Annotated in this window: 20 protein-coding genes; 9 read left to right on the forward strand and 11 right to left on the reverse strand. The window is 68.1% G+C overall.

The features are described 5' to 3' along the window. Positions 1–32: 32 nt before the first annotated feature. Genes AB4Z27_RS23280 through AB4Z27_RS23295 form a run of 4 tightly spaced genes read right to left on the reverse strand, consistent with a single transcriptional unit; the run spans position 33 to position 3,706 of the window. Positions 33–995, reverse strand: coding sequence for an ABC transporter substrate-binding protein (locus tag AB4Z27_RS23280; RefSeq protein WP_441645363.1), 963 nt, complete (start codon positions 993–995; stop codon positions 33–35). After that, entirely contained in the window at positions 988–1,761 is a 774-nt protein-coding gene (locus tag AB4Z27_RS23285; protein WP_092300528.1) for an ABC transporter permease, read from the reverse strand. The genes AB4Z27_RS23280 and AB4Z27_RS23285 overlap by 8 nt, the downstream gene beginning before the upstream one ends. Then, entirely contained in the window at positions 1,758–2,645 is an 888-nt protein-coding gene (locus tag AB4Z27_RS23290; protein ID WP_092300530.1) for an ABC transporter ATP-binding protein, read from the reverse strand. Before AB4Z27_RS23290 ends, AB4Z27_RS23285 begins: the two co-directional genes overlap by 4 nt. Next, positions 2,642–3,706 carry an ABC transporter substrate-binding protein gene (locus tag AB4Z27_RS23295; protein ID WP_441645364.1) on the reverse strand — a complete coding sequence of 355 codons (1,065 nt, stop codon included), beginning with the start codon at positions 3,704–3,706 and terminating at the stop codon, positions 2,642–2,644. Before AB4Z27_RS23295 ends, AB4Z27_RS23290 begins: the two co-directional genes overlap by 4 nt. Positions 3,707–3,967: 261 nt before the next feature. Between AB4Z27_RS23295 and AB4Z27_RS23300 the strand changes: the two genes are divergently transcribed. Both AB4Z27_RS23300 and AB4Z27_RS23305 read left to right on the forward strand, forming a co-directional pair. Beyond that, entirely contained in the window at positions 3,968–4,759 is a 792-nt protein-coding gene (locus AB4Z27_RS23300) for an alpha/beta hydrolase (RefSeq protein ID WP_441645365.1), read from the forward strand. 289 nt (positions 4,760–5,048) lie between these two features. After that, on the forward strand, positions 5,049–5,261 hold the full coding sequence (locus tag AB4Z27_RS23305) for an anti-sigma factor domain-containing protein (RefSeq protein ID WP_441645377.1): 213 nt from the start codon (positions 5,049–5,051) through the stop codon (positions 5,259–5,261). 11 nt (positions 5,262–5,272) lie between these two features. On the opposite strand, the gene AB4Z27_RS23310 is transcribed toward AB4Z27_RS23305, so the two are convergent. Beyond that, complete coding sequence (locus tag AB4Z27_RS23310; RefSeq protein WP_441645366.1) at positions 5,273–6,247, reverse strand: DUF3616 domain-containing protein; 975 nt, start codon at positions 6,245–6,247, stop codon at positions 5,273–5,275. 28 nt (positions 6,248–6,275) lie between these two features. Beyond that, on the reverse strand, positions 6,276–7,118 hold the full coding sequence (locus AB4Z27_RS23315; RefSeq protein ID WP_092300551.1) for an IclR family transcriptional regulator: 843 nt from the start codon (positions 7,116–7,118) through the stop codon (positions 6,276–6,278). Between the two features lie 133 nt (positions 7,119–7,251). Here AB4Z27_RS23315 and AB4Z27_RS23320 point away from each other — a divergent pair, with 133 nt between their 5' ends. Genes AB4Z27_RS23320 through AB4Z27_RS23335 form a run of 4 tightly spaced genes read left to right on the forward strand, consistent with a single transcriptional unit; the run spans position 7,252 to position 12,387 of the window. Continuing rightward, a complete protein-coding gene (locus AB4Z27_RS23320) occupies positions 7,252–8,259 on the forward strand; it encodes a Bug family tripartite tricarboxylate transporter substrate binding protein (RefSeq protein ID WP_441593011.1) in 1,008 nt (335 codons plus the stop codon). Positions 8,260–8,309: 50 nt separating this feature from the next. Further along, entirely contained in the window at positions 8,310–10,301 is a 1,992-nt protein-coding gene (locus tag AB4Z27_RS23325; protein WP_092300556.1) for a flavin-containing monooxygenase, read from the forward strand. Beyond that, entirely contained in the window at positions 10,298–11,503 is a 1,206-nt protein-coding gene (locus AB4Z27_RS23330) for a CaiB/BaiF CoA transferase family protein (RefSeq protein WP_092300559.1), read from the forward strand. The genes AB4Z27_RS23325 and AB4Z27_RS23330 overlap by 4 nt, the downstream gene beginning before the upstream one ends. Further along, positions 11,503–12,387 (forward strand): patatin-like phospholipase family protein, encoded by an 885-nt coding sequence (locus AB4Z27_RS23335; protein ID WP_441645367.1) that lies wholly within the window; start codon positions 11,503–11,505, stop codon positions 12,385–12,387. The genes AB4Z27_RS23330 and AB4Z27_RS23335 overlap by 1 nt, the downstream gene beginning before the upstream one ends. A gap of 19 nt (positions 12,388–12,406) precedes the next feature. Here AB4Z27_RS23335 and argH read toward each other — a convergent pair whose 3' ends face one another. Then, complete coding sequence (argH, locus tag AB4Z27_RS23340; RefSeq protein ID WP_441645368.1) at positions 12,407–13,924, reverse strand: argininosuccinate lyase; 1,518 nt, start codon at positions 13,922–13,924, stop codon at positions 12,407–12,409. Between the two features lie 109 nt (positions 13,925–14,033). Here argH and AB4Z27_RS23345 point away from each other — a divergent pair, with 109 nt between their 5' ends. After that, positions 14,034–14,903, forward strand: coding sequence for a LysR family transcriptional regulator (locus AB4Z27_RS23345; protein WP_441593004.1), 870 nt, complete (start codon positions 14,034–14,036; stop codon positions 14,901–14,903). Here the strand turns inward: AB4Z27_RS23345 and AB4Z27_RS23350 are convergent. The 4 genes from AB4Z27_RS23350 to AB4Z27_RS23365 all read right to left on the reverse strand — a co-directional run bounded on the left by AB4Z27_RS23350 (position 14,900) and on the right by AB4Z27_RS23365 (position 20,825). Next, positions 14,900–16,711 carry a tyrosine-type recombinase/integrase gene (locus AB4Z27_RS23350; RefSeq protein WP_441593002.1) on the reverse strand — a complete coding sequence of 604 codons (1,812 nt, stop codon included), beginning with the start codon at positions 16,709–16,711 and terminating at the stop codon, positions 14,900–14,902. The two genes, AB4Z27_RS23345 and AB4Z27_RS23350, sit on opposite strands and share 4 nt — an antisense overlap. Positions 16,712–16,894: 183 nt before the next feature. Next, complete coding sequence (locus tag AB4Z27_RS23355; RefSeq protein WP_441645369.1) at positions 16,895–18,568, reverse strand: S-layer protein; 1,674 nt, start codon at positions 18,566–18,568, stop codon at positions 16,895–16,897. Positions 18,569–18,678: 110 nt separating this feature from the next. Continuing rightward, positions 18,679–19,647: a SphA family protein gene (locus tag AB4Z27_RS23360; protein WP_255370978.1), complete on the reverse strand. Its 969-nt coding sequence runs from the start codon at positions 19,645–19,647 to the stop codon at positions 18,679–18,681. A 122-nt stretch (positions 19,648–19,769) separates the two neighbouring features. Then, a complete protein-coding gene (locus AB4Z27_RS23365) occupies positions 19,770–20,825 on the reverse strand; it encodes an SMP-30/gluconolactonase/LRE family protein (RefSeq protein WP_441645370.1) in 1,056 nt (351 codons plus the stop codon). A 276-nt stretch (positions 20,826–21,101) separates the two neighbouring features. Between AB4Z27_RS23365 and serA the strand changes: the two genes are divergently transcribed. Further along, on the forward strand, positions 21,102–22,304 hold the full coding sequence (serA, locus tag AB4Z27_RS23370) for a phosphoglycerate dehydrogenase (RefSeq protein ID WP_092300584.1): 1,203 nt from the start codon (positions 21,102–21,104) through the stop codon (positions 22,302–22,304). Between the two features lie 216 nt (positions 22,305–22,520). Next, positions 22,521–23,510: a tripartite tricarboxylate transporter substrate binding protein gene (locus AB4Z27_RS23375; protein WP_441645371.1), complete on the forward strand. Its 990-nt coding sequence runs from the start codon at positions 22,521–22,523 to the stop codon at positions 23,508–23,510. Positions 23,511–23,548: the final 38 nt, after the last annotated feature.

Genomic DNA, 23,548 nt, shown 5'->3' on the forward strand with positions numbered 1-23,548 from the left:
TATCGATAGCCGCAGGCAGACATCGGCTGGCGTCAGGAATGGCAGACGAGGCCGTCGCCAAGCTGGCTGGCTTCGTAGGCAATATCGCCGGCGCGCTGCGTACGGGCAGTGGCGAGCGCCCCGCCKATCTTCCAATGCCGCACGGCGCGATCGAGCCACGCKGCGGAGCGGGAGTCGTCCTGCCGGATCACGATCTGCGGACCGGCGTTGTCGGGAAGCAGGCCCGCGTCGAGCCGCCGATAGAAGCGCCACTCGGGCAATCCCATCAGCCGCGCCACCACAGGGGCGTCTTCCGCCAGCGCCTGGCATTCGCCGGCCATAAACGCGGCCACGGCGCGGATCGACGAAGAATACGAACGTACCTGCGCGCCCAGCGTCTCCGTGACGGGATGCGCATAAGGGCTACCCTGTGCGACACAGACCGCGCGCCCGGCGAGATCACTCGGCGCACGATAGTCGCTGCCGCGCAGCGTGACGAGCGCGCCGGCGCCGCCGGTGTAGGCGGTCGGCACGGCATACGGACCGCTATCGATGGCGCCGGCCACCACAAGATCGACACCGGGCACGCTCACGCCGCGCGCATCGGCAGGCAGGCCGACTACCCGCAGACGCACCTGCAATCGTTCAGCAAGATAGCGCGCGAGCGAGACATCGAACGCATCGGGTTCAGGCGGCGTCGGCCGGCTAGGCGGCGCGGGACGGGCGTAYTGCCGCACGCCCACCACCARCTCGCCACGCGCCCGCACGGCTTCGAGCAACGGGCCGCGCGGCAGCGTCGTCCAGTCGGGCTCCCGCTCCAGGTACCGCGCCCCCGCCTGCAAGGCAACCGGCAATCGTTCGACAAGATGCGGCGACTGTTCTAGCCAGCGTGGCGCGGCAGCCAGGCCGAGCAGGCCGGCCGCCACCGCCAGCGCGATGGCATGCCACGCGCCGGGAATCGAACGTGGCGCTGCGGCGACCGGCGCGCACCCGCATTCGGACGCGATCTCAGCCATTGAGCGTGAGCCCCTTGCGCCAGCGCGTCATGCGGCGCTCCACCCGTGCCAGCCCGTAGTTGAGCACCAGCCCCAGCACCGCCAGCAGCAGGATGCCCGCGTACATGGTCGGAATCTGGAAGACCTCCTGCGCGTTGAGCGTCATGAAGCCGAGCCCGGAATGCGCGCCGATCATCTCCGCCGCCACCAGCGCGGTGATGCAATACGTGCCCGCCAGCCGCACACCCGTGAAGATCGATGGCGACGCCGCCGGCAGCACGACCTTGCGGAACACGAACAGCCGCGACGCGCCCATCGAGCGGGCCGAGTCGATCAACAGCCGGTCCACCTGCTTGACGCCGCCAATCGTGCTCAGCAGCACCGGCCAGAACGACGCCCAGAAGATGATCGCCACCTTCGAGGTCTCGCCGATACCAAGGAACAGGATGAACACCGGGAACAGCGCGAAGGCCGAGGTCTGCCGGAACAGTTGCAGAATCGGATCGACAATCGCCTCGAAGCGGCTGAACCAGCCCATCAGCAGGCCCAGCGTCACGCCGAGCCCGATGGCGGCGGCCAGGCCCCACAGCGAGCGCTGGAGGCTGGCGAGCAGGTGTTTCCACAGCGCGCCGCTGCCAATCAGCTGCCAGATGGCGCCCAGGATCTGCGATGGCGGACTCAGGTAGGCGGCGCTGACGATGCCCAGCCGTGGCACCAGCTCCCACAGCAGCAGGAAGCCGATGATGCCCAGCACGCCGAGCGCGCGGTCGGTGGCTTTTCCGCTCATGATGCGGCCCTCGCCAGCACAGGTTCGGCGGCCGCACGCTCGCCGGGATTGGCCGTGGCGCCGAGCGGGCGCGGCACGGCGGCCGGGTTCGCGAACTGCACTTCGTCCTTGAGCACGTCCCACGCCTGCTGGCGCAGTCGCACGAACGCTTCSGAATTTCGCACCTCGGGCGCGCGTGGGCGCGGCAGCGGCACGTCGAGAATCGCCTTCACCGTACCCGGGCGCCGCGTCATGATGGCGATGCGGTCCGACAGGAAGATCGCCTCGTCGATACTGTGGGTGATGAACACGATGGTCTTGCGCGTCTGCTCCCAGATCCGCAGCAGTTCGCCTTGCAGGATCTCGCGCGTCTGTGCGTCCAGCGCGGCGAATGGTTCGTCCATCAGCAGCACTTCGGGCTTGTAGGCCAGCGCGCGCGCAATCGCCACGCGCTGCTTCATGCCGCCCGAGATTTCATGCGGAAAGCGCGGGCCGAAGCCGGTCAGCCCTACCAGTTCGAGGTACTCCCCCGCAATGCGCCGCCGCTCCGCACGCGGCACGCCGCGAATCTCGAGGCCGACCTCGATGTTCTCGAGCACGGTACGCCACGGGAACAAGGCGTAGCCCTGGAACACCACGCCCTGCGCCGGGTTGATGCCCTGCAGCGGCTTGCCGTCGATGGCGATGTTGCCACCGGTGCGGTCAGTCAGGCCRGCGAGGATGCTCAGGAARGTCGACTTGCCGCAGCCGGACGGCCCCAGGATCGACAGCAGTTCGCCGTCGCGGATATCAAGGTCGAAGTCGCGCAGCACGGCCACGTTCTCCGGGCGCCCCGCCTCGTTGCGCACGGCATAGTCCATGCGCACGCCGCGCGCGGTGATCTTGTGGGAGTCGGTCGTGCTCATGCCTTCGCCGGTCCCTGCGTGGCGTACGGATTGAACTCGTTCGTGTAGAGATCGCGCGCGGCGACTTTGCCCTTGGGGAGCTTGCCCTCGGTTTCGAGGACGTCGATGTAATACTGGATCGGCGGCTCGGTGACGACGAGGTTATCGACGTAGGCGTAGCGGTCCACGTAGTCGAGCTGCAGGTTGATGCGCTTGGACACCAGCTTGCGCGCGTCCTCCGGGTTCGCGTTGACCCAGTTGGCCGCCTTGGCGAGCGCGGTCACGACGTCGCGCACGGATTCCGGATGCTCGCGAATGAACTTGCCGTGCGCGCTGTAGGGCTGCATGCCGCCCAGCCCGGCGTCGAGGTCGAAGTCGCTCCACAGCCGCACCAGCTTGTCGGCGTGGTCGGCGCGGCCCGAGAACGGTGCGTGGATGATCGCCAGGTCGGTGTTGCCGGTGACCAGCGTCTGCTCGGCCTGATCGTCCGGAATCACGACGAAGTTGATCTTGTTGACGTCCACGCCCTTCTCGCGCAGGTACGTCTTGGTGACGAACTCCGCGCACGCGCCGAAGCTGTTGATGCCGACGGTCTTGCCTTCGAGGTCTTTCGGGGCGCGGATGCCGGACGCCTTGCGCACGAAGTACTTCATGTGCGGCGCGTCCTGCAGCGTCTTGTTGCCGGCCGCCACTACCTTGATGTCGGAGCCGCTGGCCACCGCCGAGATCACCAGCGGCACCATGCGTGAGCCGAAATCGATCTCGCCCGTGCCCACCAGCGGGATGATCTGGGGCGCCGCCACCTTGCCGATGTACTCGGGCCGCGTGTTCGTGCCTTCGAAATAACCGAGCTGGTCGGCCAGGTAGACCAGATCGAAGGTCGGGTTGTCCGGGTAACGGAAGCGCACCTTGTCGCCAACCTTGCCGACCACCGCCGGCGCACCGGCCGCCGCTTTCGGCGTGGCGGTCTCGTCGCCACGAGAGCACGCGGCCAGCAGCGAGCCTGCGCCGCCGGCAACGGCGAGGGATACGAGTTGTTTGAGCGCGGTACGGCGGGTGTTGGCCACGGAGTGCGACGGCATCGGRAGTCCCTGTTCAGATTGGAATGCGGAGCGRCATTCAGTATCGGAAAGGGGCGCGGCGCGCACAACGAAGTCTTTCAACTATCGATATTGCCCGGGCGCGGCGGGTCGCCGGCGGATTTCGCACGATGTTTGCACGATCCCACGGGGCTGCGGGCAGGAAGTCACCGGAGACGGAATAGCCGGCGCGGGYGGTTCGTCTGACYGCAGACAGCCCATGACGCTGCAATTCATCCCTCTACCTGATCGAAAGGACTGACCATGAAACTCCACCGCACCCTCCCGGCCACCCTGGCCGCGCTCGCCGCCCTCACYCTCGCCTCCGGCGCCATGGCGCAGACSCCKTCGCYGGCGAACACCGTCCCCGTCAAGAACATCGTGCTGGTGCACGGCCTGTATGCCGATGGATCGAGCTGGGAGAAGGTCATTCCGCTGTTGCAGGCGAAGGGCTACCACGTCACTTCGGTGCAGAACCCGACGACATCGCTGGACGCGGACGTCGATGCGGTCAAGCGCGCCCTGGCGGTCCAGGACGGCCCCACGCTGCTCGTGGCGCACTCCTACGGCGGCATGGTCATCAGCCAGGCCGGCGATGACTCGAAAGTGGCCGGGCTGGTCTATATCGCCGCCCGCGCGCCGGACGCCGGCGAGGACTACCCCGCGCTGACAAAGACGTTCCCCGCCGCGCCGGCCTCGGGCGGATTGCAATGGGGTGCGGATGGATACGGCCGGCTTTCCGAACAGGCATTCCTGCACGACTTCGCCGGGGATCTGCCGGAAACGCAGGCGCGTGGCTACTACGCCGTCCAGCAGCCGATGGGCAAGGCCATCACCATGGCGAAGACCACCGTGGCGGCCTGGCGCGACAAGCCGACGTGGTACGCGGTGTCGACCCAGGACCGCACGATCAACCCGGACCTCGAACGCTTCATGGCCAAGCGCATGGGCGCGCAGACCGTGGAGATTCCGGCGAGCCACGTCTCGTTGCTGTCCCGCCCGCAGGAGGTGGCCAACCTGATCCTCCAGGCCGCCGCAGGCAAGTCGGCCGGATAAATACTTCCGCCTGACTGCATCCAATCGCTCCGCTGGTGTGTAGCGTCTGTGCGGCCTCCGGGTTCGCACCGATCCACGACACACCAAGGAGCCCCACCATGATCCGCCACGCCTGCCACCGGCACGCCCGGATGGTGGCATTCGCTGGCGCTCTGGCGCGGTATTACCTTCGGAGCGACGGCCTGCTCGCTGCTGCTGGCCGCCATGCTGGGCCTGCGCGCGTTCGCGCCGCCCGCGCCGCCTGAAACTGATTCCGCTCGGCGCGCAGGCCGCGCCGACCAATCGCGCGCTGCAATTCTGGACCAAGGCCGACGACTGGAGCGGGCCGGTCTCGCTGGGTCTGGTACAGGCYGACCAGTCGCTCGATGTCGCGCTGGACCGCCTGCCGGCCCTCCAGGACAACCAGTTGTTCGAGATCACGCTCGAGCCCGCCGCCGGATCGCCCATCGGCCGCCCGACCGGCCCGGTGCTCTATATCGGCCGCGCGGTGCTGGTGCGTTAACCCGCCCCGGCTTACGGCGCCACCGTCACGCTGCGGAACCCCTGCCGGGCCGCCGGCAGGCGCTTGCATGCCACGCCATCGCGCAGCACACCGCCGTCGTCGCTGAGAATGCGCAGGCGCTGCGTGCCCGGCATCGTGAAGATGGCTTCCGGCTTCAGCGTGGCGATGGCGGCCTGGCCGAACGCCACGGGCCGGTCATTGGCGGCGCCGGACCATTTATATAGGGCGAAGGTGCCATGGTCAGCCACCGGCCCTGCGGCGATCACATACCCCTGCCCCACGCGCTCGATGCTGCGGATGCCCCGTCCGCCCAGATCGAGCAGTAGCGGGCTGCCAAACTTCGCCGGCTTGCCGTCGATGAGCCCATCAGGGTTCTCCAGCGGCACGAGGATGGCCTTGCCATCGACCAGCGGATTGCGGAAGCCGATCAGCAAGCCGCCATCCGCTGCCGCGAGTCCTTCGATATTGAGCCCACCCGGGCTTTCCGGTGCCCGTTCGGCGGCCGTCTTGAGCGGCAGCGAGGCCAGCGCCGGAGACGCCACGAGATCTTTCAGCAGATCCTTGTAGGGCCGGCCCACCGGCTTCAGCGACAGCCGGCCCGGATCGAGTTCCACCGCGAAGAACCGGTGCCGGCGCCCCTGCTCCTTGCCCTTGGCATTGCGGCCGTGCGACGAGATGACGTAGGCGCGCTGGCCGACAACGGCGGCTCCTTCGAGGTCCGACTCGCCATCGTCATCGGTGCCGAGGAAGCCGCCAAGCGTGAAGGTCTTGACCGCGCGCGGCTGATCGGCCTGGTACACCGTCAGCACGTTGTGCTCGTCGCCCACCACGACGAAGTGGTCGGGGCCGAAGGCGAAGCCGGCCGAGGCGTCGCAGAGTCCGGTGTAGGTTTCCACGCCATCCGCCGGCCCAGTCGCCCCAGCCGGGCCTGCGCCAAGCATCAGACATATCGCCAGACAGGCCATGCCACGCAGGGGGATTCGCATCGTCCGTTCTCCGTTGGGGTCGAAGGTGCTACGCCAGATCGGCACCCGGGGCGCCATCCAGCCCGGTCCCAGCATACGCGCACCGGAAGCCCGCCGAGCGCAGTTCTTCGGCGATCAGGTCGGCAATCCACTGCTTGCGGGACTCCTGCATGCGGCTGCGGATGGCGGCCACGCTCACCGCCGCGAAGTTGCCCGGCGTGATTTCGAAGCGCATGCCGACGCCGCTCACGCCCTCGTTGACGAGGCTGTCCGTCTTGGCCAGCCCGGCCGAGCGCGCGCGCGTCACCAGCGTGCGCAGCTTGGCCAGCGACAGCCCGTGCGGCGTGAATTCGGACGTATGGCGCGCGTAGAGCGCGGCAATCTCGCCATCGTCGAGCATCGACAGCAGCGTCACGCCCGCCGAGCCGATGCCGAGCACGCGCATGCCGCCCACCTGCAGCACCAGCGCCTTGACCGGAAACGCGCCCTCCTCGCAATGGAGGCAGTGGCCGTAGTCGCCATTGCGCACCACGAGGAAAACCGTGTCCTCGGTGCGCCGCGCCAGCCGCTGCATCACGGGGCGGCAGCGGTCCAGGATCGGCGCGCCTTTCATCGCCGCCAGCCCGAGCTGCATGGCGTCCAGCCCGAGCCGGTACAGCCGTTGTTCGCGCTCGACCATGCCGGATTCGACCAGACTCGTCGCCAGCCGGTAGGCGGTGGCGCGGTCCAGCCCGGCCGCCTGCGCCAGCACGCCCAGCGCCACGCCGGTCGGGTGATGGGCCGCAATCAGCTTGAGCAGCACCATCGCCCGTGTGACGGTCTGTGCACCCTTGGGAGCGCTGCCGGTGTCCTCGCCGGCTTCCGTCTCTGCTTCTGTCTCTGCTTTTGTCATGTTTTCGGCCTCTCCCCGGTCGAGATGTTCACATAGTGAATATTGGTAAAGATTTCGTTTGAATACTGAACACGTCCGGGATGAAATGCAACCATACCAAGCACGAACACGTGCACACACCCGGAGACAACCCATGACGTTCCGCCGCCTCGCCAGTGCGATCCCCCGCGTGCTTTCCTTGCCGCGACTGGCCATCCTGCTTGGGCTGGCCGCCTCGCTGCAGCTACCCGCGCCCGCTCGTGCCGACACCTGGCCGACCCGGCCGGTGCGACTGGTGGTGGGCTATACCGCCGGCGGCGCGTCCGACACGGTGGGGCGAATCATCGCCAACGAGCTGGGCGCGATGATCGGCCAGCCGGTGGTGGTGGAAAACCGCCCGGGCGTGGGCGGCATGCTCGGCATGGGCACCGTCGCCAAGAGCGCGCCGGACGGCTACACGCTGGGCGTGGCGGTCAGCGGCACCATGGTGATCGGGCCGCATCTGGTCAAGGCCACGCCGTATGACCCGCTGACCGCGTTCGAGCCGGTCAGCATGATCGCCACGGCGCCGATGGTGATGGTGGGCGCGCCGTCCGCGCCGTTCAACAGCGTGCCGTCGCTGATCCAGACCGCCCGCGCGCAGCCGGACCCGATGATGTTCGCCTCCGGCGCCCAGGCGTTCGAGCTGGCGATGCGGCTGTTCGCCGCCAAGGCCGATCTGCGCATGGGCTCGGTGTCCTATCCCGGCGGCGGCCAGGCGTCCATCGACGTCATGGCGGGCCGCGTGCCGGTGATGGTGGACACCATCGGCGCCCAGCAGGCCAATATCAAGGCCGGCAAGCTGCGCGCGCTGGCCGTACTGGATAACAAGCGCTCCGCCATCCTGCCGGACGTGCCGACGGTCGCCGAAGCTGGCGTGGCCGGCTACCAGGCGGTGGGCTGGCTGGGCCTTGTGGCGCCGAAGGACACCCCCGAGGCCATCGTCACCCGCCTGAACGGCCACCTGCGCACGATCATGGCCAAGCCCGAGGTGCGCGACAAGCTGCTGACGCTCGGCTTCGAGCCCAACACGGACACGCCGCAGGCGTTCGCCCGGGACATCCGCGCCGAGTACGCCAAGTGGGGCGCCGTCGTGAAGTCCGCCGGTCTGACTGCCCAGTAAGCGGCCAATAAGCGCCCAGTAACTCCCCATCCATCCGACTCCCTCGCCCCATGACGACCGACATCCAGGCCGCCGCCAAATGGCAGGCCACGCTCGACCACGCCCTGCAAGGCGCCAACTACCCCACCCTGCTGATGGTGCTGCTGCACCTGACCGGGGACCGCCGCTGGCTCGATCCGCGCTACCAGTGCTCGCGCATCCGCGGCCTGGAAGACAACGATCCCGGTGGGCTACCCGATGAGGTCCGCGCGGAAATGTTGGCCGCCGCCCGCGACGCCATCCTGGCGTGGAAGTCCGGCGTGGCCCCCGCACTGCCCGCGCCAGACCCGGACACGCTGGTCGCCATGATGCGGCTGAGCGTGGGCGAGGACATCCCGGCCTCCTACGGGCCGATGATCGCCGCCTGGCTGGGGCTGGACGCGGACATGCGCATTGACCAGCGCGGCCGTATCGACGTGCCCGAAGGCTTCCGCGTGATCGTGATCGGGGCCGGCGTGGCGGGGCTGTGCGCCGCCATCCGCCTGCAGGGTGCCGGCATCCCCTTCGTGCTGATCGAGAAGAACGACGAGGTGGGCGGCACGTGGTACGAGAACCGCTACCCGGGCGCCGGCGTGGATACGCCGAACCATATCTACTCGTACTCGTTCGCCAAGGGCGACTGGTCGCGCTACTTCGCGCTGCGCGGCGAGATCCAGCAATACTTCGAGGACGTGGCGGACCGCTTCGGCGTGCGCCGCCATATCCGGCTGCGCACCACGGTGCAATCGGCCCACTACGATGAGTCCTCGCTGCGCTGGACCGTCCACACGCTCGACGCCGAAGGCCAGGCCGAAACGCTGCACGCCGACATGGTCATCAGCGCCGTGGGGCTGCTCAATGTGCCGAAGATGCCCGATATCGAAGGGCTCGACCAGTTCGACGGTCCCTGCTTCCACACTGCCCGCTGGCCCGAGGGCCTGGACGTGACCGGCAAGCGCGTGGCCGTGATCGGCAATGGCGCCAGCGCGATGCAGGTGGTGCCGGCCATTGCCGACCACGTGGCCGCGCTGACCGTGTTCCAGCGCTCGCGCCAGTGGGCCGCCCCCTTCGAGAAGTTCCAGAAGCCGGTGCCGGAGTCCGCGCGCTTCCTGCTGCGCGAGGTGCCGTTCTATCAGGAGTGGTATCGCCAGCGGCTGGCCTACATCTTCAACGACCGCATCCACGGCTCGCTCCAGATCGACCCGGCATGGCCGCACCCGGAGCGCGCCATCAACCAGACCAACGACCGSCAYCGCGCSTACTTCACGGACTACATCAAGGCCGAGCTGGGCGAGCGCCAGGACCTGCTGCCGGACGTGCTGCCCGAGTACCCCCCGTTCGGCAAGCGCATGCTGATGGACAACGGCTGGTATCGCACGATGGCCCGCCCGCACGTCTCGCTGGTCACGGGCGGCATCGCCCGGGTGGAAGGCAACGCGGTGGTCACGGACAAGGGCGAGCGGCATGAGGCCGATGTGCTGATCGTTGCCACCGGCTTCGACGCCATCAACATGCTGGCCTCGTTTCAGCTATTTGGCCGGGGCGGGCGCTCCGTGCGCGAGGCGTGGGACCGCCACGGCGCCGAAGCCTACCTTGGCGTGGCCGTGCCGGACTTCCCCAACTTCTTCATGCTGGCCGGGCCGAACACGGCGCTCGGCCACGGCGGCAGCGTGGTCTCGCTGCTGGAGACGCAGGTCAGCTACATCCTCAACATCGTGCGGCAGGCCATGGCGCACAGCGCGGGGCGCTTCGAGATCGAGATCCGGCGCGACCGCCACGACGCCTTCAACCAGCGCGTGCAGGCCGCCCATAACGCCATGATCTGGACCCACAAGGGCATGAGCAACTGGTATCGCAACGCGCAGGGCCGCGTGGTGGCCACCACGCCGTTCCGCAACGACGACTACTGGCACATGACGCGCAAGGCCGATTTCTCTGACTACCGGCTGAAGACTGCGCCGGCCGAGGCGGCCGAGTCGCCCGCTGCCGACGCAGAACCCGCCACGCTGGAGGACCGGTCATGAAAACGCCCGGCCCGCACATGCTGAGCGGCCTGCGCATCCTCGACCTCGGCACGATGGTCGCGGGGCCGGTRGCCTGCACGCTGTTCGGCGACTTTGGCGCCGAAGTCATCAAGGTGGAGGTGCCCGAGCGCGGCGACACCGTGCGCGACCTCGGCCCCTTTGTGGACGACGAATGCCTGTACTGGCAGGTGGAGGCGCGCAACAAGAAGTCGATCACGCTGAACCTGCGCGAGCCGGCCGGGCAGGCGCTGCTGTACCGCCTGGTGCGCGAGGTGGACGCCGTGGTGGAAAACTTCCGCCCCGGCACGCTCGAGAAATGGAACTGCGGCTTCGAGACGCTGCGCCAGCACAACCCGGGCCTGATCATGCTGCGCGTGTCCGGCTTCGGGCAGACCGGCCCGTACCGGGAGCGCGCCGGCTATGACCGCATCGGGCTGGCCTTCGGCGGCCTGATGGGCATCACCGGCTACCCGGACCGCCCGCCGGTGCGCAGCGGCACCTCCACCGCCGACTACCAGACCGCCATCCTCGGTGCCTTCGCGCTAATGATGGCGCTTTACCACCGTGACGTGCACGGCGGCGAGGGGCAGGAAATCGACCTGTCGATGTACGAGTCCATCATCCGRTTCACCGAGGTGCTGGTGCCCGAGTACGACCGGCTGGGCGTGGTGCGCGAGCGGCGCGGCAACAAGCATTTCGCCGCCGCGCCGGGCGAGCACTTCCGCACGCGCGACGGGCGCTACCTGATCTTCACCTGCTCGGCGGACGCCGGCTTCCAGCGGCTCTGCGTGGCCATGGGGCGCCCGGATCTGGCCGAAGACCCGCGCTACGCCTCGCACAGCCAGCGCTGGGAGCATGTGGACGAGCTGAACCGGCTGGTCGCGGACTGGATCGCCGCGGAGCCGGAGGACGCGCTGTGCCGCAAGCTGGACGCCGCGCGGCTGGCCTACTCCTTCATCTACACCATCGAGGACATCATGCAGGACCCGCACTACGCGGCGCGGGAGAGCATCGCCACGGTGGAGCACCCGAAGATCGGCCCGGTGAAGATGGCGGGCGTGTTCCCGAAGTTCTCGGGCGTGCCSGCCAAACCGATCGAGCCGGCGCCGGCACTGGGCCAGCACAACGCCGAGATCTACGGCGAGCTGCTCGGCATCGACGACGACGCGCAACGGCAACTGGCGCTGGAGGGCATCATCTGATGGCCGGCCAGCATCGATTCCGCACGGCTGCCGTGTTCGGCGGCGGCGGCGTAGCGGGCATTGCGTGGGAAGTCGGCGTGCTGGCCGGGCTGGCGGGGGCCGGCGTGGCCGTGCATCGCGCCGGGCTGTTCGTCGGCACGTCGGCTGGCTCGGTGGTCGGCGCCCAGCTGGCGTGCGGCCTGCACATCGAGGCGCTGCTGCATGCCCAACTGCATCCGCCCGCCGATTCCCCCGAGCAGTTCCGTCCCTACTCGCAGGCCGAAGCCGACGCGCAGAACCGCAAGCTGGTGGCCAAGGTCGAGGGCGACCTGACGGCGGCGCGCCAGCGCATCGGCGACTTCGCCCGCCGCAGCGAGACCCCCGCCCCGGCCGCGCGCCGCGCCATCATCGCCGCGCGGCTGCCCCAGGCCGACTGGCCCGGGCATCCGCTGCGCGTGGCGGCCGTGGATGCCGCCACCGGCGCGCGCCGGGTGTTCGATGCGGCCAGCGGCGTGCCGCTGGTAGAGGCCGTGTCCGCCAGTTGCGCCGTGCCGGGCGTCTGGCCGCCGGTGCAGATCGGCGACGCCTTCTATATAGATGGGGGGATTGCGTCGATGACCAACGCCGAGGTGGCCATCGACGCGGAGCGGGTGCTGGTCCTGTCGCCGTTCGGCTATGCCGAAGGCAACCCGGTCAGCGGCCACCTGGGCGCCGAAGTGGCGGCGCTGCAGGCGGCGGGCTGCGCGGTGCATGTGGTGGCGCCCAGCCCGGCCGCGCTGGAAGCGATGGGCCCGAACGTCCTCGACCCCGCCCGCCGCCCGGCCAGCGCCGCCGCCGGGCTGCACCAGGGCGACACCCTCGCCCATGCGATCCGGGACTGGTGGGGGGCGGCGATCGCGGCTTGAAGCCGCCACCCGGAGCGCGTCAATCGATCGACGTCCCCGTGCTCGCAAGTTCGGCGATGGCCCGTTTCAGCGCGGCGCGATCCGTCAACACSCGCTCGCGCATGRCGTCCACATCACCTCGCGCGGCGATCAGGTCGGCCTGTTGGGCCAGAACCTGCGCCTGCACCAGCACGGGCGATGGCCCGCCGGCAGCGGTGCGGGCGGCCACGCCGCATTCGGGGTCGAGGCTGCGCGCCACTGCCTCGGGCGACAGGTGCACGGCGCGGCCCGTGTGGCGCAGCGCCGCCGCATCGACCATCGCCGAATCGATCTCATTGGCGGGCAGATGGCGGTCCAGCGCATCGCGCACCACCGCGCCCACCACGTGGTGGGCCTCGCGGAACGACATGCCGGCGCTGCGCACCAGCGTGTCGGCCAGATCGGTGGCCATCGAAAAGTCCCGGCGGGCGCGCGCCAGCATGTGACCGGCCTGTGGCGTGGCGTGGGTCAGCACCAGCCGCAGCAGGGCCACGCAGCGCTTGCACTCGTCCGCCGCCTCCCAGAAGCCGCGCATGCTTTCGCGGTTGCCGTCGCCGCTATGCGTGAAATGGCTGCCCTTCAGCGCCGCCAGCGAGGCCGTGAGCAGACCGATCATGTGACCGCCCTTCCCCTTCAGGTACTCGAGCACGACCGGGTTTTTCTTCTGCGGCATGATGCTCGACGTGCCGGCCACGCTGTCCGGGAAGTCGATCAGCCCGAATTCCGGCGTCGCCCAGACATAAAGATCCTGCGCCACGCGGCCCCAGGTGACCGTGCCGATGGTGATGGCAGCGAGGATTTCCCACGCAACGTCGCGCGAGGCCACGCCATCCAGCGAATTGGTGGTGGGGCCGGAGAAACCGAGCCAGCGCGCCGTGGCCGTGCGGTCGATSGGGAACGCCGTGCCGGCCAGCGCACCGGCGCCGAGCGGGCAGGCATCGAGCCGGGCCAGCGCCTGCCGGAGCCGGGCGATGTCCCGCCCCAGCGACTCGGCCACGCCGGCCAGGTAATAGCCGTAGGTGACCGGCTGGGCCGATTGCAGGTGGGTGTAGCCGGGCATGACCGTGCCGGCATGCTCGGCAGCCTTGTCCAGCAGCACCGTGCGGGTGGCCAGCAGTTCGTCGAGGATGGCCAGCGCGGCGTCACGGGCGCGCAGGCGGTCGTGAGTGGCCAGGATGTCGTTGCGGCTGCGCGCCACGTGCAGGCGGCCGCCCACGTCGGCGCCGGCCAGTGCCATCAGCCGGGCCTCGTAGTTGAAATAGGCGTCCTCGCGGGCCGGGTCCAGCGGCACGGCGTCCGGGCCYTCCGCCTCGATGCGCACCAGCGCCTGCGCCAGTTGCGCGGCCACCTCGGCCGGCACCAGCCCGGCGCCGTGCAGCATCAGCAGGTGCGCCTGGTTGATATCGCTCAAATACGGGAATCCACTGCCGAATTCGCGCGCCAGGCGCGGCAGGTAGATGTGTTCGCAGACCTCGGGGGCGGTGGCCTGGGTCAGGCGGCGGCTGACTTTCGATTCCATACGTGTGTTGTTCTCCGGTACGTTGGAGCCAAGTATGGAAATCCGACKGTCATATCGTCAAATCAGTTRTTTCGGCCTGYACATACGGATTTGATATACCATCGCCCGTATGAATTTCAAACAGATCGAAGCCTTCCGGGCCGTGATGGTGACCGGCTCGATGACGACCGCCGCCACCCAGCTGCACACCTCGCAGCCGAACATCAGCCGCGTGATCTCGCAACTGGAGCGGGAGACGGGATTCAAGCTATTTGCGAGGATTGCCGGCCGGCTGACGCCGACCGTGGAGGCCGAAGCCCTGTTCCGGGACGTGGAGCGTTCCTTCCTCGGGCTCGACAGCCTGCGCGCCTCGGCGCGGTCGATCCGGGAGGGGGGCGTCGGCACGCTACGCATCGGCACCGTGCCGTCGATCGCCATGAGCGTGATGCCGCAGGCCATCGCCCGGTTCCGGGAGCAGCACCCGGACGTGCCCATCGCCGTGCATACCAGTGACTCGCCGACCGTCGCCAAATGGACGGCGAACCAGTTCTGCGACTTCGGGCTGGTGTCCTACGTGGTGGAGACGGCGGGCATCGACAGCGCGCTGCTGCGCGACGAGCCCGGGGTGTGCATCGTGCCCGCCGACCACCGCCTGGCGCGCAAGCGGGTGGTCCACGCGGCGGACCTCGACGGCGAGCGCTTCATCTCCCTCACCCATGGCGATGGCACGCGCGCCATCGTCGATGCCGCCTTTGTGCCGGACCGGCGCGTGCTGACGCTGGAAACGCCCTACGCGGCCACCATCTGCACGATGGTGGAGATGGGCCTCGGCGTCAGCGTGGTGAACCCGGTGGTGGTGCGCAGCCTGAAGCTGCCGGGGGTGCGCGCCATTCGCTTCGAGCCGGCCATCCCGTTCGAAAGCTATGTCCTGCACAACCAGCAGCGCCCGGTGCCGGCGCTGGCGCAGGCGTTCCTGGACTGCCTGCCCGCAGCCGACTAGTACATGCCCGCCTGATCGAGTTCGCGCGCGCGGCGGGCGTCCTCGGCGTGGACGTAGATCGACGTCGTCGCCAGCGAGGCATGGCCCAACTGGTGCTGCACCACATCCAGCGCCACCCCGCGTGCAATCGCATGCGAGCCGAAGGTGTGGCGCAGCCAGTGCGCGCTGGCCTGTCCGAGCCGTGCCGCGCCGGCCGGGTCATCGGCGGCCATGGCCTGCGCCGCCTGCGCGAAGAAGCCCTTCCAGATGGCATCGAGCTGCGCCACGGACAGCCGGCCCACGGCGCCATCGTCCTTCACCCGGCCAATCAGCGGCGTGGACGGGTGCAGCCGCTCCAGCTCGCGCCCCAGTCCGCGCGCTTCCAGATAGTCCCGCAGCGCCTCGATCACCGGGCCCGGCACATGCACCTCACGGGCGCGCGTGCCCTTGCCGACGAAGGAGAGCGTCCACACGCCGCGCTGGTCGGCAGCCAGATCCTGCTGGGCGAGGTCGCCCACGGTCACCTGCGCCTGCTCGGAAATCCGCAAGCCGGTGGCGTAGACAAAGCGCAGCATGAACTGGAGCCGCGCCGTGCGCGGGTCATCGCCCGGCAGCGCGGCCGTGAACTTGCGCAGGAACTGCCACTGGGCGTCGGTAAAGCTGCGCGCCACCTTGATACGGCCCTGCCCCGCCGCCTTGGGCTTGGGCAGCAGCTCGAACGGGTTGTAGCGCAGGTACTGCGCGTTGACGAGCCACGCGCACAGCGATTTGACGATGGTGAACGCCTGCCGCACGCTGCCCGCCGACAGCGGCCCCTCGAACGGCCGCCAGTCGTGGCGATAGCGCGGCGTGCCGCGCGGGCCGACCCACTGGGCCGCCGGCTGCGGATCGGCCAGGAAGATCAGGTAGGCGCTGCAATCCTCGACGGTCAGATCGGACAAGGCCTTGCCGCGCGCGAACACGGCCCAGAGCAGGAAGCGCTCGGCCTGCGTGCGATAGGCGCGCCAGGTGTGGCCGCCCACGGGCGGATGCACGCCCAGCCAGGCGTGGATGGCCATCAGGTCGTTCTGGGCGGAAATGCGGGAATCGACGCCATGCGGCGTGCGGTTATGGCCCTGCCGGCCGTCCAGCGCGGGCGGCAGCAGCAGCGATTCGAGCGGCGCCACCGCCGCTGACGGCGCGCGCAGGCTCGCCAATTCGGCCGCCGTGGCGGTGCGGCGGGGCACCAGTGCGGCGGCGGGAATCGCGCCGATATCCTCGGCCTGATCGGCCAGCCAGGCCTCGATGCGCCGGGCGGTATGGTCGCCGATGCGCCGCGCATGGCGGTGCCAGCGCGGCCCCTCATGGCCGATCACGGCTTGCAGCGCGCCGAGCGTGGCCCAGCCCGCCTCGACCAGCCGCTGGGCGATGGCCGGCGCGAACCAGCCAGTTACGGCGTCATCGCGCGTGGGGCGGGAAACCAGTTGGGGCTTGAGSGCGTCGAGCACGCGCAACAGCTTGCGGCGACGGTTCTGGCGCGCGGTRGCGCTCTCGTCGGCCGGCGTGCGGAACAGCGCCAGCCAGGCGCGCTCGGAGATGGTCGGCTGGCCGTCTTCGCGGGTTTCCAGCCGTTTGACGCCGCGCGCCAATTCGGACTCGATCCAGCCGATGGTGGTCCGGGCGACGCGCAGGTCCAGCCCCGTCTCCAGATAGCGGTCAGCCAGCCGGGCGAGGTCGATGCCTTCGAGATAACCGCGATAGAAAGCGAAGTGATGCGGGCCAAGCAGCCGCTCCGGAGCAACCGGCGGGCGCTGCCGGCGACGGACGGCAGTACGTTCAGGGTCAGACAAGGTGCAATGCGGACATCAAGGCGAAGGGCGCGATGATACCGCTGTTTGTTTTTCTCCCCCCTCCCGCTTCCGGGAGAGGGGAAAACCACCTCTTACACAAACGWAGGTGMCTTGATAATTAACATTATCTCGACCCKTCGTTTAACGCCACAAACTCAGCTACCTACCATCACGAACCCACGGTCACGAACCCACGGTCACGAAGACCGGGTTCGAGTAGAACCAGAGGTCGTTGTAGTTGCGGGCGTTGATGGCGTTGAAGCGCGCGGCGTCCTCGGTGACCGTGGTCTTGGCGTCCGGGAGCGGATTGCCGTCCTGGGTCTCAYCCGCCACGTTCATGCCGAGGTTGGTGCCACGCAGGCGGAAGTACTGGTTCTTCGTCGCCGTGTAGGTGTAGGTCACGGCGTAGTACCCGTCCGAATCCAGCTTCCAGTCGGCCGACGTGAAGGTGGCGATCACCTTGGTCGAGTCGTTGGTTTCCTTGCTGTAGCCCGCCGTGCCGGCCGCGGCGCGCGGCGTCACRTCCCCGGCGATCAGGTCGATGTGGTCCACCGTGGGACGCACGTTGACGTTGATGCCGCTGTTGATCGGGTACTCGAAGTGGTTGCGGTCCGGGCTCTTGAAGCGGATGGTCACCTTCACGGTTTCGCCCGCGCGGGCCTTCAGCTCGCCGCCCATCTCGCTCTTGCCGGCGGCGCCGGCCACGTTGAAGTCGAGCGCGTTGATCAGGTCGCCGAACACCGAGAACATGCGGCCCGAGCGCACGCCCTCCAGCACGCCCTTGATGCCCGTGTACTGGTTTTCGATCCAGACATAGGTCTTGGCGTACTCGCCCGGGAAGTAGCCGCTGCTGTTCGWGCCGATGGTCTTGAAGTGGTGGTCGGARTCGGCCACGTTCCAGAAGCGCCGGCCGTCACCGAGCAGCGCATCCCAGATGCCGCCGACCTGCGCCACCACGTAGTCCACGCCACCGTAGACGCGGTTCTTCAGGTTGGCGTTCACGTAGGCGGTGGTATAGCCGCCGCGGTCTGGCTCCATCTGGTTGCCGACCATGCCCTCCACGCCGAAGGCGATGTTCGGGGCGGTGTCGTTGAATTCGCGGTAGTCGGCGGCGGTGTACTTGCCCGTGTTGCGCGAGGGGTGGTTGATCAGCGCGTAGCTGGTGTCGGGATAGTTGTCGCGCAGCCAGGCCACGGCCTTCACGGCGTCCGCGTGGGTGGTAAAGGCGCGCGGGCCCTTGGCGTTCCAGTTGGCCACGTCCACCGGATCGAACTGGGTGTCGGGGCGGTTCGTGAAGAAGTATTCGAACTCGTTGGCCGCCTTGGTGGCCGTGCCCAGCGGSGCGCCGCCGAAAATGCCCACGTTCATGTGGTCATGGGTGGGCATGTCCCATTCGAAGGCCGAGAAGATCAGTTTGTTGACGTACGAGCCATTGACCTGCATCTGGCGCACGGCCGGCATCTCGTACTCGGCCATGGCCCGTGAGAACGGCAGCGGGCCGCCGACGATGTTGGTGCCGTTCTGGTCGCGCGTGGACGGGCGCAGGTGGTTCGAAATGGCGGTCCAGTCGAGGTTGTTCTTGACCAGCGCCTCGTCCAGCACGTTGGCGAGCAGGCTCTGGGCGTCGTCCGATTCCACGGTGTGGACGTGCAGGTCGCCGGTGGTCCATTTGCCGGTCACTTCGGCGGGCTTGGGGTTGTCCGGCGTGCTGGGATCGTTGGGGGTAGCCGGGGTGGACGGGCCGGAAGGCGTGGCCGGGTTCGATGCCGGGGCATCGTCGCTGCTGTTGCAGCCGTAGAACAAGGCGGAGACAAGCACAGCTGCCGCGATCCCGATCGCGGAGTGGGTATAACGCATTTCAGACTTCCCTGATTTCTAGTTTGAGCGCCGATGGTGCCGGCGATTCGTGACAGGAAAGTGATAGTCGTGCGTATTGTCAGTGARTCGTTGCTTGAGGTGGAATGCTGCTACAGCACCAATGTGACAGTCGCCATGAAGGTGGAGGTGCTGTCGAGCCGGTTCTTGCTGCTCACCGTCGGCACCCAGCGCAGCCCGAACGAGAGCGGATGCTTGCCGCCAAGCTTGGTGTCGTAGGTGACGATCGGCCCCATGGCGAAGTCGTGGCCGTGGAAGCCGTGCAGCAGGTCTGCCGTGGGGCCGCTATCGCCGCCGAGCTGCTGCACCGTGCCCATGACCAGCCCCACGCCCCACGGGCCGAAGCGCTTCACGCCCATCACGTCCAGCGTGAACAGYGGCGCGTTCTGGTAGTCCGTGGCCGTGTTKCGCGTGTAGAACTGGAACGCGCCCACGGCATTGAACTCCAGCCCGTACTGCGGCATCAGGTGGGTGAAGGCCACCTGGGGGATGAAGGTCCAGTTGTTCAGGCTCGGGTTGGCCAGCGCGTCCTTGTTGTACTGGCCGGTCGGCGCCCAGACGTTGAAGCTCAACGCCATGTGGCTGGTCTTGGAGAAGTGATAGCCGGCGATGATCGGGGCGAARTAGATATCGAACAAGTTCGAAGCCCGGTCCGACGTGCCGGTCGAGAAGTTGCCCAGCGCGCCGCTGGCGCCGGCCGTGGCGTGCACGGTGGTCCAGACATAGGGCAACGTGAAGCTGGAGGCGAAGTTCCATGCGCCGGGGCCGGTATCCCAGACCTTCATGGCGGTGGCCAGCGTGAAGGCGATCTTGGCTTCCACGCCGAGCGTGGTTCGCCCGCCGATGGGCACCTGCCGGTCATTGCCCACGGAGCCGTCGAGGTAGATCTCGCCGAAGTTGACCACCCAGACCGGCTCGGGCGGTACCACGCCTGCATTGGCCTGCACGCTGGTGCCGGACACCGGGCGACCCAGCGCCCCCTCCGTGGCCTGCGCGGCCAGCGGGACCAGGCCCGCGCAACACGCCGCCGCACCATAAAGAAGAACCGACTTCCCCATCATCGATTGCCCCCATCCCGTATCTGCCAGCATGCAGGCATGCTGACAGAATCCATACGGAATGGAATTCAGTTTTCTCGTCGGCGAGATGAAACTTTTCAGCGATTTTCGATGAATATCGAGAATCAGACCGCGCCGCGCGTCTCCACGTACAGCGCGTACAGCGAGTGGCTGGACGCCATATAGAGACGGTTGCGCTTGGGGCCGCCAAAGCAGAGGTTCGGGCAGCGTTCCGGCAGGTGGATATGGCCGATGGCCTTGCCCTGYGGATTGAACACGCGCACGCCGTCCAGCTTGGCCGGGTCCGCGCCGGGCGCCCCGCTACTGCCCCAGCCGGCCCAGATGTTGCCATCCACGTCGCACTTCATGCCGTCCAGCGCGCCGGGGCCGTTGGCGTCGATCAGCTTGGTCTTGTTCGACAGACCGCCGTCCGCCGCCACGTCATAGGCCCAGACCACGCGGTGCGGCTGCGCGCGCGCCTCGATCACGTAGAGCTTCTTCTCGTCCGGCGAGAAGCACAGGCCGTTCGGGCCGTTCAGATCGGCAATGACCTGCGTGACCGCGTTGTCTTTCGGATCAATCCGATAGACCGCGTGCGGCAGTTCTGGCGTGGCCTTGTCTCCCTCCCACTCGCCGCCGATGCCGAACGGCGGATCGGAGAACCACAGCGAGCCGTCGGACTTGCAGACGATGTCGTTGGGCGAGTTGAAGCGCTTGCCCTGGTAGCGGTCCGCCAGCACCGTGATGGAGCCGTCGTACTCGGTGCGGGTGACGCGGCGCGTCAGGTGTTCGCAACTGATCAGCCGGCCCTGCTTGTCGCGGCAGTGGCCGTTGCTGAAGTTGGCCGGCTGGCGGAAGACGCTCCACTGGTTGGCGGCTTCGTCGTAGCGAATGATGCGGTTGTTGGGGATATCCGAGAACAGCAGGTAGCGGCCGTCGCCGAACCAGACCGGCCCTTCCACCCAGCGGAAGCCCGTGGCGAGCTGCTCCACGGTGGAACTGAACAGGCGGTATTTGGCAAAGCTGGGGTCGAGGATCTCCACGGCCGCGTCGGGATAGCGCTGGCTCGGCTTGAACTCGAAAGCCTGGGCAAGTGCCCCGCCGCTGGCCGCMGYCGCAGCARCCGCGCCGCCGGCTTTCAGCAGGGTCCGCCTGCGTGCGTCGAATGGGGTGTCTTGCATCGTGTTGTCTCCGTCCTCGTTATAGTTATCAGACATCATATGAGAACAAAAGCGGCGCTGCAAGCATTCGAATAAGGGATGTTGACCGAAATTACCCTAGTTGTACGATGACAAAGACATCTACCCAATGAGGCGCCGCGAGTGGCCCGCGATGCCCACTTCATGAGCACGGGTAAGGGACAGTGATAAGGTGAGCGCATCGGCGCGCCAGSYCCTCAGTTCCTCATGGCCGCGCGCCCACAGCATCTCCAACCTCCTGACCCTCGGCAGACCCTCATGGCCACCGCCATCCTCCTCGAAAATATCCACGCCAGCGCCCAGCAAATGCTGGGGCGCCATCAGATCGACGTCGCCACGCAGGGCAAGGCCCTCGCCGGCGAGCCCCTCCAGCAGGCGGTGCAGGGGCACGAACTGCTTGGCATCCGCTCCGCCACCACGCTCACGGCGGAAACGTTCGCCCAGCCCGGCAAGCTGCTGACAGTGGGCTGCTTCTGCATCGGCACCTCGCAGGTCGACCTCGGCGCGGCGGCCCACGCCGGCATTCCGGTGTTCAACGCCCCGTTCTCCAATACGCGCTCGGTGGCCGAACTGGTCATCGGCCAGGCGATCATGCTGATGCGCCGCATCCCCGAGAAAAGCCGCGCGGCCCATCTGGGCGAGTGGCAGAARTCCGCCAAGGGCTCGTTCGAGATTCGCGGCAAGACCATGGCCGTGATCGGCTACGGCAATATCGGCGCGCAGGTCGGCATCCTGGCYGAAGCCATGGGSATGCGCGTGGTGTTCTACGACATCCGCCCGCGCCTTTCGCTCGGCTCGGCCATGCCCGCCCACACGCTGGAAGACGCGCTGGCGCAGGCCGATGTGGTGACGCTGCACGTGCCCGCCACGCCCCAGACGCGCGGCCTGCTCAACGCGCGGGCGCTTTCGTCCATGAAGCGCGGCGCCATCCTGCTCAACGCCTCGCGCGGCACGGTGGTGGATATTCCGGCCCTCGCCCAGCATCTGGACGACGGCCACCTGGCCGGCGCCGCCATCGACGTGTTCCCGGAGGAGCCGCGCAGCAACACMGATCCGTTCGTCACGCCGCTGCAGGGCAAGCCCAATGTCATCCTGACCCCGCACGTGGGCGGCAGCACCGAGGAAGCCCAGGAGAACATCGGCGTGGAAGTAGCGACCAAGCTCGCCAACTTCCTGGAGACCGGCGCGACCATCGGCGCGGTGAACCTGCCGGAGATCCAGCCGAACCCGCTCGAGGCCCCGGCGCGCATCCTGAACATCCACTACAACCGGCCCGGCACGCTGTCGCACTTCAACCAGGCGCTGGCCGAGATCGGCGCCAATATCGTGGCGCAGCAGCTGCAAACTGCCGGGGATATCGGCTACGCCATCACCGACATCAGCCTGGTGCCGCCGGCCGGCTGGGCCGAGGCGCTGATGCGTGACGATGCCTTCATCCGCACCCGCGTGATCGCCGCCTGACATTCGTCGGGCGCGCTTCCTCCAACGCTCCCCCGGCGCCTCCGGACTTACCCGGAGGCGCCAATGCAGCCGGCGCATGACGTCGATGAAATCGACGGATAGCGGGCTCGCACCTTCTACCAGGCGCCCCGCGCGCCCTGTCTCCCGGTCATACTGCGGCAGATGTATTGCCAGCCGGACAACCACGATCCGGCGTGACGAACCCAAGGAGACAACATGCAACGTCGTACCTTTGTCCGCTTCGCCATGGCCGGCGCCGCCGTGGCCGCCACGGGCGCCGGCATCCTGCCGGGCGTCGCGCAGGCCGCCGATGAATTCCCCACCCGCCCGATCCGCCTGATCGTGCCCTACGGCGCCGGCGGCGTGACCGACCAGGTGGCCCGCGCGCTGGCCGATGCGGCCGGGCGCGAGCTGGGCCAGACCATCGTGGTGGAGAACAAGCCGGGCGTCAGCGGCACGCTGGGCGCCACGCAGATGGTGACCACCGAGCCGGACGGCTACACGCTCAGCATGGCGCCGGTGGTGATCTTCCGCCTGCCGCACGTGCAGAAGATGCGCTACGACCCGCTCAAGGACCTGACCTACGTGTCGATGATCGCGGACTACAACTTCGCGGTGGCGGTGAAGAAGGACGCCAARTGGCAGACCATGCAGGARCTGATTGCCGAGGCCAAGGCCGACAAGCGCGGCATCAGCTACGGCACCACCGGCATCTATGGCAGCCAGCATCTGACGATTTCGGAACTGGCGCGCGTCWCCCAGTCGAACTGGACCCACGTGCCYTATAAGGGCGACGCCGAGGCCATCACCGCCCTGCTGAGCGGCTCGTCGGACGTGGCTGTGCTGTCCAACACCCTGCTGCCCTATGTGCAGAGCGGCCAGATGCGGGTGCTGGCCACGCTGTCGGAGAAGCGCGCGGCGGACTTCCCGGACGCCCCCACGCTCAAGGAAATCGGCTATCCGGTCTGGTCGAACTCGCCGTTCGGCGTGATCGGGCCGGCCGGCATGAAGCCCGCGGTGGTCAAGCGGCTTGACGAAGCGTTCCGCAACGCGCTCAAGGACCCCAAGTTCCTGAACGTGACGCGCCAGTACGGCATGATCACCAACTACATGGGCCCCGAGCAGTATTCGGCCTATGCGCAGAAGGCATTCAAGAGCGAGGGGGAGATCATCGCGCGGCTGGCTGCGGCGATGAAGAACCAGTAAGGGAGCCGAGCAGACGAAATTTGAACGAGATCAGGCGA

This window comes from Cupriavidus sp. KB_39 (genome assembly GCF_052114485.1).
Taxonomy (GTDB): Bacteria; Pseudomonadota; Gammaproteobacteria; order Burkholderiales; family Burkholderiaceae; genus Cupriavidus.

Bases quoted from the DNA above. Each gene is read 5' to 3' on its own strand.
- AB4Z27_RS23285 (WP_092300528.1), bottom strand. From the start codon at position 1,761: ATGAGCGGAAAAGCCACCGACCGCGCGCTCGGCGTGCTGGGCATCATC.
- AB4Z27_RS23320 (WP_441593011.1), top strand. From the start codon at position 7,252: ATGACGTTCCGCCGCCTCGCCAGTGCGATCCCCCGCGTGCTTTCCTTG.
- AB4Z27_RS23295 (WP_441645364.1), bottom strand. From the start codon at position 3,706: ATGCCGTCGCACTCCGTGGCCAACACCCGCCGTACCGCGCTCAAACAA.
- AB4Z27_RS23315 (WP_092300551.1), bottom strand. From the start codon at position 7,118: ATGACAAAAGCAGAGACAGAAGCAGAGACGGAAGCCGGCGAGGACACC.
- AB4Z27_RS23335 (WP_441645367.1), top strand. From the start codon at position 11,503: ATGGCCGGCCAGCATCGATTCCGCACGGCTGCCGTGTTCGGCGGCGGC.
- AB4Z27_RS23345 (WP_441593004.1), top strand. From the start codon at position 14,034: ATGAATTTCAAACAGATCGAAGCCTTCCGGGCCGTGATGGTGACCGGC.
- AB4Z27_RS23310 (WP_441645366.1), bottom strand. From the start codon at position 6,247: ATGCGAATCCCCCTGCGTGGCATGGCCTGTCTGGCGATATGTCTGATG.